Origin of the sequence: Streptomyces sp. YS-3, assembly GCF_045257485.1 — a bacterium.
GTDB lineage: Bacteria > Actinomycetota > Actinomycetes > Streptomycetales > Streptomycetaceae > Streptomyces.
In genome coordinates, this window is the sequence record NZ_JBJHPC010000495.1 from 1 (window position 1) to 5427 (window position 5427).

Here is a 5427-nt window from a genome sequence, read left to right on the forward strand (position 1 = left end):
CCCCCACACCAACGCCGCCGTCCCCATCGCCCGCGCCCTGATCCGTACCGCGCTCGCGGACATCGACGCCCCCGCCGACAGCGACACCGCCGAACTGCTCACCGCCGAACTGGTGGCCAACGCCGTCGAGCACACCGCCGCCGACCAGCCCATCGAGCTGGTGGTCGAGCTGTTCGAGGCGGGCTGCCACGTCGAGGTGCACGACCGCTCCCCGCTGCCGCCGGGCGACCTGGGCGCTCCGGCGCCGCGCGACGATCCCGACCCGTGGCAGGAGCACGGCCGGGGTCTGCTGCTGATCCGCACCCTGAGTTCAGCCTGCGGCCACCGCCCCACCGCGCACGGCAAGGCGGTGTGGTTCACGCTCCCGGCGCGGCCACCGCTGCCGGAGCTTCCGCGAGGGTCGCGACCATGACCGCCTTGATGGTGTGCAGACGGTTCTCGGCCTCGTCGAAGACCACCGAGTGCGCGGACTCGAAGACCTCGTCGGTGACCTCCAGCTCGGCCAGCCCGTACCGCTCGTGGATCTCCCGGGCGACGGCCGTACCGAGGTCATGGAAGGCGGGCAGGCAGTGCAGGAACTTCACGTCCGCGTTGCCGGTCGCCCGCAGCACGTCCATGGTCACGGCGTAGGGCGCCAGCGCCTTGATCCGCTCCGCCCAGATCTCCGCGGGCTCGCCCATCGACACCCAGACGTCGGTGGCGACGAAGTCCGCGCCCGCCACGCCTTCCGCGATGTCCTCGGTGAGGGTGACACGGGCCCCGCTCCGCTCGGCCGCCCGCCGCGCGAGGGCGACGACGTCCTCGGCCGGCCAGTACGCCCGGGGCGCCACGATCCGTACGTCCATCCCGAGCAGCGCGCCCGTGACCAGGTAGGAGTTGCCCATGTTGTACCGGGCGTCACCCAGATACGCGAAGGCCGTCCGCTCCAGGGGCTTGTCGGTGTGCTCGGTCATGGTGAGCACGTCCGCGAGCATCTGGGTGGGATGCCAGGCGTCGGTGAGGCCGTTGTAGACCGGCACGCCCGCATGCGCGGCGAGGGCCTCGACCGTCTCCTGGGCGTCCCCGCGGAACTGAATCGCGTCGAACATCCGCCCGAGCACCCGCGCGGTGTCCCTGGCCGACTCCTTCTTGCCGATGTGCGATCCGGCGGGGTCGATGTACGTGGTGGAGGCGCCCTGGTCGGCAGCCGCCACCTCGAAGGAGCACCTCGTACGCGTCGACGGCTTCTCGAAGATCAACGCGATGTTCCGCCCCCGCAGCCGCTGCACCTCGGCGCCCGCCTTCTTGGCGGCCTTGAGCTCGGCGGCCAGCTCCACCAGAGCACGGAACTCCTCGGCGGTGAAGTCCAGCTCCTTGAGGAAGTGGCGGCCTGCGAGGTCTGTCGCCATGGTGACTGCTCCTGGGTGACGGAAGGCGGAAACACTGTAAGTCTATGCGATTGAACGCATCACTATACGGCATCGCGTTCCACCGGACAGCTCATGCACCGCGGCCCGCCCCGCCCCCGCCCCAGCTCGCTGCCGGGAATCTCGATCACCTCGATGCCCATCTTGCGCAGATGCGTGTTGGTGGTCACATTGCGCTCGTACGCCACCACCACACCCGGCTCCACCGCCAGCACGTTGCAGCCGTCGTCCCACTGCTCACGCTCCGCGGCGTGCACATCCTGGGTGGCAGTCAGCACCCGGATCCCGTCCAGACCGAGGGCAGCCGCTATGGCCCGGTGCATGTGCTCCGGCGGATGGTCGGTCACCTTCAGCTCCTGCTCACCGGCGCCCGGCTCGATCGTGTACGAGCGGAGCATGCCGAGCCCGGCGTACTGAGTGAAGGTTTCTCCGTCGACCATCGTCATCACCGTATCGAGGTGCATGAACGCCCTGCGCTTGGGCATGTCCAGCGCCACGATCGTGCGGGCGGACCCGGCCGCGAACAGCCCGCGCGCCAGCATCTCCACGGCCTGCGGAGTCGTCCGCTCGCTCATCCCGATGAGCACCGCGCCATTGCCGATCACCAGCACGTCTCCGCCCTCGATGGTCGAGGGATAGTCGCTCTGCCCTTCCGACCAGGTATGGAAGGGCCCGGCCCCGGGGCCTGCGAAGAGCGGATGGTGGCGGTAGATCGCCTCGAAGTGGACCGTCTCGCGCTGCCGGGCCGGCCAGCGCATCGCGTTGATGGACACACCGTCGTAGATCCAGGCGGAGGTGTCACGGGTGAACAGGTGGTTGGGCAGCGGGCCCAGCAGGAAGTCGTCCAGGTCCATGGCGTGGAACCGCACGGACACCGGCTCCGCGTGACGCGCCAGGAACTCCCGCTTGGTCATCCCGCCCACCAGCGCCTCCGCCAGCTCCGCGGCGGGCAGCTCCTCGAAGACCTCACGCAGATGCCCGGTGGCCAGCGGCCCGTACTCCTTCTCGTCGAAGACCCGGTCCAGGACCAGCCGTCTCGCCTCGGGGATCGCCAGCGACTCGCGCAGCAGATCGCCGAAGAGGTGCACCTTGACCCCGCGGTCGCGCAGCACGTCCGCGAAGCCGTCGTGCTCCTGGCGGGCCCTGCGCACCCAGAGCACGTCGTCGAAGAGGAGAGCGTCCTTGTTGCTCGGAGTGAGCCGCTTCAGCTCCAGATCGGGGCGGTGCAGGATGACGCGGCGCAGCCGCCCGGTCTCGGAGTCGACATGGAATCCCATGCTTCCATCCTGTCCCGCCGGCAGCACCCTCACCCGGTGAACCGGCCGCTTCCGTCCCCGCCGGAAACGGCCCCCGGGCGGAACCGCGGAACAGCACGGCTCCGCCCCCGGCGTCACCGCCTGGGACATCACGGCCCGGGGACGCAACCGTGCGGTTCCCGCCCGGGCGTCACAGCCTGGGACATCACAACCGGAGCATCACAGCCTGGGATCCACCGGCTCCGACTCCAGGGCCAGGACCGCGAAGACCGCCTCGTGGACCCGCCACAGCGGCTCCCCCGCCGCCAGCCGGTCGAGCGCCTCCAGACCCAGCGCGTACTCCCGCAGCGCCAGCGAACGCTTGTGGCCCAGCGACCGCTGCCGCAGCCGCTCCAGATTCTCCGGGCGCGTGTACTCCGGACCGTAGATGATCCGCAGATACTCGCGTCCCCGCACCTTGATGCCGGGCTGCACCAGACGGCCCCGGCCGTCCCGCGCGAGCGCCTGCAACGGCTTGACCACCATGCCCTCGCCGCCCGCACCGGTCAGCTCCAGCCACCAGTCGACACCCGCCCGCACGGACGCCTCGTCGCCGGTGTCGACGACCAGACGCCGGGTGACCTGGAGCAGACCCGTCGGGTCGTGCTCCACCAGACGGTCCAGCCACGCCAACTGCTCGTCGTGCGGCACCCCGGCCAGGCTGCGCCCCTGGACGGCCAGGAGCTGGAACGGAGCGAGCCGCACCCCCTCCAGTCCGTCCGTGGTCCAGCAGTAGCGCCGGTACGCCTCGGTGAACGCCGCCGCGTCCCGCGCCCGCTCGCGCTGACGCGACAGCAGCCCCGCCACCTCCACACCGCGCTCCGCCGCCGCCTCCAGAGCCCCGAGGGCACCCGGGAAGACCGCCCCGGACGCGGCACCCACCGCCGCGTACTGCGACCGCAGCAGCCCCGCGGCCTTCAGCGACCACGGCATCAGCTCGGCGTCGAGCAGCAGCCAGTCCGTGCCGAACTCGTCCCACAGCCCGGCCGCGGACACGGCCGCCCGCAGCCGGCCGAGAACCTCCTCGGTGACAGCCGCGTCGTCGAAGAACGGGCGACCGGTGCGGGTGTGCAGAGCGCCCGTCGGCCCCTCCACCCCGAACCGCTCGCGCGCCGCCTCGGCGTCACGGCACACCAGAGCGACCGCCCGCGAGCCCATGTGCTTCTCCTCGCACACGACCCGCCCGATGCCGTCCGACGCGTACTGCGCGAACGCCTCCACCGGATGCTCCAGGAAGGGCTCGTCACCGCCGCTGCCACGGGCCGCCGCGCGCGAGGTCGCCGTCGGCGCCATCGTCGGCGGCAGATACGCGAGCAGCCGGGGATCGACGGCGAAACGGCTCATGACCTCGAGCGCGGCTGCCGCGTTCTCCTCGCGGACCGCCACATTGCCCAGCTGACGGGTCTCCACGACCCGACGGCCGTGCACATCGGCCAGGTCGAGCGGGCGTCCGTCATGGCCACCGGGCGCCTCGGTGGCCAGCGGACGGACCGGCTCGTACCAGACCTTCTCGGCAGGCACGTCGACGAGCTCGCGCTCGGGCCAGCGCAGCGCGGTCATCCTTCCGCCGAACACCGCACCCGTGTCCAGACAGATGGTGTTGTTGATCCACGATGTGTTCGGGACGGGCGTGTGGCCGTAGACGACCGCCGCACGACCCCGGTACTCCTCGGCCCAGGGGTAGCGCACGGGCAGGCCGAACTCATCCGTCTCGCCGGTCGTCTCCCCGTACAGAGCGTGTGAGCGGACACGCCCCGACGTACGCCCGTGGTACTTCTCGGGCAGACCCGCGTGACAGACGACCAGCTTGCCGCCGTCGAGCACATAGTGGCTGACGAGCCCGTCGATGAACTCCTTCACCTGTTCCTTGAATCCATCGTCCTCCCTGTCCAACTGCTCGATGGTCTCCGCCAGTCCATGGGTGCGCTGGACCTTCTTGCCACCCAGATAACGTCCGAGCTTGTTCTCATGGTTCCCGGGAACACACAGAGCGTTACCATCGGCCACCATTTTCATCACGCGCCGCAACACGCCCGGGCTGTCGGGCCCGCGGTCGACAAGGTCGCCGACGAAGACCGCCGTACGGCCCTCGGGGTGCACCCCATCCACGTAACCCAGCTTGGCCAGCAGCGTCTCCAGCTCGGAGCGGCAGCCGTGGATGTCACCGATGATGTCGAAGGGACCGGTGAGGTGGGTGAGGTCGTTATAGCGCCGCTCGATGGCGATCTCGACGCTGTCCACCTCGGCCTCGGAGCGCAGCACATGGACCTTGCGGAACCCCTCACGCTCCAGTCCCCGCAGCGAACGCCGCAGCTCACGGCGGTGGCGCGCGATGACCTGACGGGGCATGCCGGCACGGTCGGGCCGAGCCGCGTTACGGGCGGCGCAGACCTCCTCGGGCAGGTCCAGGACGATGGCCACCGGCAGCACGTCGTGCTCCCTGGCCAGCTGGACCAGTTGCCTGCGGCTCTCCACCTGCACGTTGGTGGCGTCCACCACCGTCAGCCGCCCGGCCGCGAGCCGCTTGCCCGCGATGTAGTGGAGGACGTCGAACGCGTCACCGCTGGCGCCCTGGTCGTTCTCGTCGTCGGCCACCAGACCGCGGCAGAAGTCGGACGAGAGGACCTCGGTGGGCTTGAAGTGCCGACGGGCGAAAGTGGACTTGCCCGATCCGGTGGCGCCGATGAGGACGACGAGGGAGAGGTCGGGGACGGGGAGCGTGCGCT

The 5427-nt window shown here is 70.5% G+C and carries 4 protein-coding genes; 1 reads left to right on the top strand and 3 read right to left on the bottom strand.

Annotation, left to right across the window (positions count from 1 at the left end; all coding sequences use genetic code 11):
* Nucleotides 1-412: ATP-binding protein (locus ACJA3G_RS29055; RefSeq protein ID WP_406556011.1), on the top strand; the 412-nt coding region annotated here is incomplete at its 5' end.
* Here ACJA3G_RS29055 and argF read toward each other — a convergent pair.
* The 3 genes from argF to ACJA3G_RS29070 all read right to left on the bottom strand — a co-directional run.
* Nucleotides 357-1388 (bottom strand): ornithine carbamoyltransferase, encoded by a 1032-nt coding sequence (gene argF, locus ACJA3G_RS29060; RefSeq protein ID WP_406556012.1) that lies wholly within the window; start codon nt 1386-1388, stop codon nt 357-359. The genes ACJA3G_RS29055 and argF overlap by 56 nt on opposite strands.
* A gap of 62 nt (nt 1389-1450) precedes the next feature.
* Nucleotides 1451-2683 carry an arginine deiminase gene (locus ACJA3G_RS29065; protein ID WP_406556013.1) on the bottom strand — a complete coding sequence of 411 codons (1233 nt, stop codon included), beginning with the start codon at nt 2681-2683 and terminating at the stop codon, nt 1451-1453.
* Nucleotides 2684-2881: 198 nt separating this feature from the next.
* Nucleotides 2882-5427: polynucleotide kinase-phosphatase (locus tag ACJA3G_RS29070; RefSeq protein ID WP_406556014.1), on the bottom strand; the 2546-nt coding region annotated here is incomplete at its 5' end.

Excerpts from the sequence above, each read along its gene's own strand:
- argF (WP_406556012.1), bottom strand. The coding sequence starts at position 1,388 with ATGGCGACAGACCTCGCAGGCCGCCACTTCCTCAAGGAGCTGGACTTC.
- ACJA3G_RS29065 (WP_406556013.1), bottom strand. The coding sequence starts at position 2,683 with ATGGGATTCCATGTCGACTCCGAGACCGGGCGGCTGCGCCGCGTCATC.